Origin of the sequence: Caldimonas sp. (assembly GCF_046289365.1) — a bacterium.
In the GTDB taxonomy this organism is placed as follows: domain Bacteria; phylum Pseudomonadota; class Gammaproteobacteria; order Burkholderiales; family Burkholderiaceae_C; genus Caldimonas.
The window spans coordinates 1-2,276 of the sequence record NZ_JBKBVU010000321.1 but is presented as its reverse complement, the minus strand read 5'-3'; the positions used below and the strand labels follow the sequence as shown (position 1 = coordinate 2,276).

3 protein-coding genes and 1 pseudogene are annotated in these 2,276 nt (G+C 69.7%); 2 read left to right on the top strand and 2 right to left on the bottom strand.

Annotated elements, in window-relative coordinates:
• A partial coding sequence (locus tag ACK42S_RS17595) for a winged helix-turn-helix transcriptional regulator (protein WP_409710666.1) occupies positions 1-421 on the bottom strand: 421 nt, incomplete at its 3' end.
• 105 nt (positions 422-526) lie between these two features.
• Between ACK42S_RS17595 and ACK42S_RS17590 the strand changes: the two genes are divergently transcribed.
• Both ACK42S_RS17590 and proC read left to right on the top strand, forming a co-directional pair.
• Entirely contained in the window at positions 527-1,240 is a 714-nt protein-coding gene (locus tag ACK42S_RS17590) for a dienelactone hydrolase family protein (protein WP_409710663.1), read from the top strand.
• Between the two features lie 13 nt (positions 1,241-1,253).
• The gene (proC, locus tag ACK42S_RS17585; protein WP_409710660.1) at positions 1,254-2,072 is read left to right on the top strand and encodes a pyrroline-5-carboxylate reductase; all 819 of its coding nucleotides are present in this window, start codon (positions 1,254-1,256) and stop codon (positions 2,070-2,072) included.
• Here the strand turns inward: proC and ACK42S_RS17580 are convergent.
• Positions 2,073-2,276, bottom strand: a pseudogene (locus ACK42S_RS17580) (pyrimidine utilization transport protein G); the annotation flags it as partial.

Here is a 2,276-nt window from a genome sequence, read left to right as displayed (position 1 = left end):
GCACGCCCGGCAGCGACCACACCACCGTGCCGATCAGCTCACGGTAAGCCTGCATGTCGGCCACACGGGTCTTGATGAGATAGTCGAAGCCGCCGGCCACGAGATGGCATTCGAGGATCTCGGGCCGGGTCTGCACCGCCGCTTTGAAGGCGTTCATGACATCGGGCGTGGTGCGGTCGAGCACCACCTCGACGAAGACCATCATGCCCGCGCCCAGCAGGTGCGGGTTGAGCCGCGCCTCGTAGCCCAGGATGTAGCCGTCACGTGTCAGGCGCTTGACCCGCTCGAGCACCGCCGTGGGCGACAGATGCACCGCCTCGGCGAGCTTGAGGTTGGCGATACGTCCGTCCTCCTGCAGGATGCGCAGGATCTTGCGGTCGATCTTGTCCAGGCTGCGCGGGACCTCGGTCTCGCATTTCATGTTGGATGATTCTCTAGATTCACCGATATCCGGCGACAATCATCCTATGGATTTCGGTCCATACTGGCAATCCATACCGACAGCAAGTCCCTGAGGAGCCCACCCATGGCCTGCGCCGTGCACACCCGCTGGATCGAGCTGCCCCAGCCCGACGGGCCCCAGGCCGCCTACCTCGCCTTGCCGCCGGCCGGCCGCGGTCCGGGGCTGGTGCTGTTCCAGGAGATCTTCGGTGTCAATGCGCACATCCGCGCCGTGGCCGAGCAGTACGCGCTGGCCGGCTACGTGGTGCTGGCGCCGGACGTCTTCTGGCGCCAGGCCCCGCGTGTCGAGCTGGACTACGAAGGGGCCGATCTGCAACGCGCGCGCGCCTTGCTGGCCAGCACCGACCCCGCATCACTCGCCCAAGACGCCGTTGCGGCCGTGCAAGCCCTGCGAAAGCGCCCCGAAATCACCGGCGGCGTGGGGGTGTTGGGCTATTGCATGGGCGGGCGGCTGGCCTATCTTGCGGCGGCCTCGACCGACGTGGACGCGGCCGTGTCCTACTACGGCGGCGGCATCCAGGACCGCCTCGACCTGGCCGCTCGCGTGCGCTGCCCGATGCTGCTGCACTACGGTGAAACCGACACCCACATCCCATCCGAGGCGGTGGAGCGCGTGCGCCAGGCGCTGGCGCCCTCGCGTGCGCAGGTGCAGGTCTACCCCGGTGCCGGCCATGGCTTCAACTGCTGGGCCCGCGGGACCTATCATCCCCCCTCGGCCGCGCTGGCGCTGGCGCGCAGCCTGGCGCTGTTCGCCACCACCCTGTTCCCAGCCTCCTGAGACGGCATCTTCCATGAGCACCACCTCCACCCTGGCCTTCATCGGCGGGGGCAACATGGCCCAGGCCATCCTCGGCGGCCTGATCCGGGCCGGGCACCCCCGCGAGCAGTTGCTCGTCGTCGAACCCTGGGCCGAGCAACGCGAACGCCTGCGCCACGAACTGGGCTTGTCGGCACTGGCCGCCGCCGGCGCGGCACTGGCGCAGGCCGACACGGTCGTGTGGGCGGTCAAGCCCCAGCTCTTCAAGGAGGCGGCAGCCCCCTGCGCCGCCCACGTCGGCCAGGCCCTGCATCTGAGCGTGATGGCCGGCATCCGCACCGAGGCCCTGGTGCGTGCCACCGGCAGCGTGCGCGTCGTGCGGGCCATGCCCAACACCCCGGCCCTGATCGGCCAGGGCATCTCGGGCCTGTACGCGCGGCCCGAGGTGAGCGGCGACGAACGCCGCCGCATCGAGCAGCTCCTGGCCCCCACCGGCGCCACGCTGTGGGTGGCGCAGGAAGCCGACTTGGACGCCGTGACGGCGTTGTCGGGCTCCGGCCCTGCCTATGTGTTCTACTTCGTCGAGGCGATGATGGCCGCCGCCCAGGAGATGGGCCTGAGCGCCGAGCAGGGCCGGCAGCTCGCGCTGGCCACCTTCGCCGGAGCGGCCGAGCTGGCCCGCCGCTCGGACGACCCGCCCTCGGTGCTGCGCGAGCGCGTCACTTCCAAAGGAGGCACCACATACGCCGCCTTGCAATCGCTGCAAGCCGACGGCGTGGGGCCCGCTTTCGTGCGGGCGCTCAAGGCCGCCCAGCAGCGCGCGCGCGAGCTGGGCGACGAGTTCGGCACCTGATCAGCCCCGCTTCTTCAGCAGCGCGTACAGCGCGATCGCGCCGAAGGTGGCCGTGCCGATGCCGCCCAGCGCGAAGTCGCCGAACTTCAGCGTGAAGTCGCCCGTGCCCAGCACCAAAGTGATGGCGGCCACGATCAGGTTGGTGTTGTCGGAGAAATCGACCTTGTTGTCGACCCAGATCTTGGCGCCGGCCACCGCGATCAG

Coding starts and splice junctions, on each gene's coding strand:
- proC (WP_409710660.1), top strand. CDS start 1,254: ATGAGCACCACCTCCACCCTGGCCTTCATCGGCGGGGGCAACATGGCC.
- ACK42S_RS17590 (WP_409710663.1), top strand. CDS start 527: ATGGCCTGCGCCGTGCACACCCGCTGGATCGAGCTGCCCCAGCCCGAC.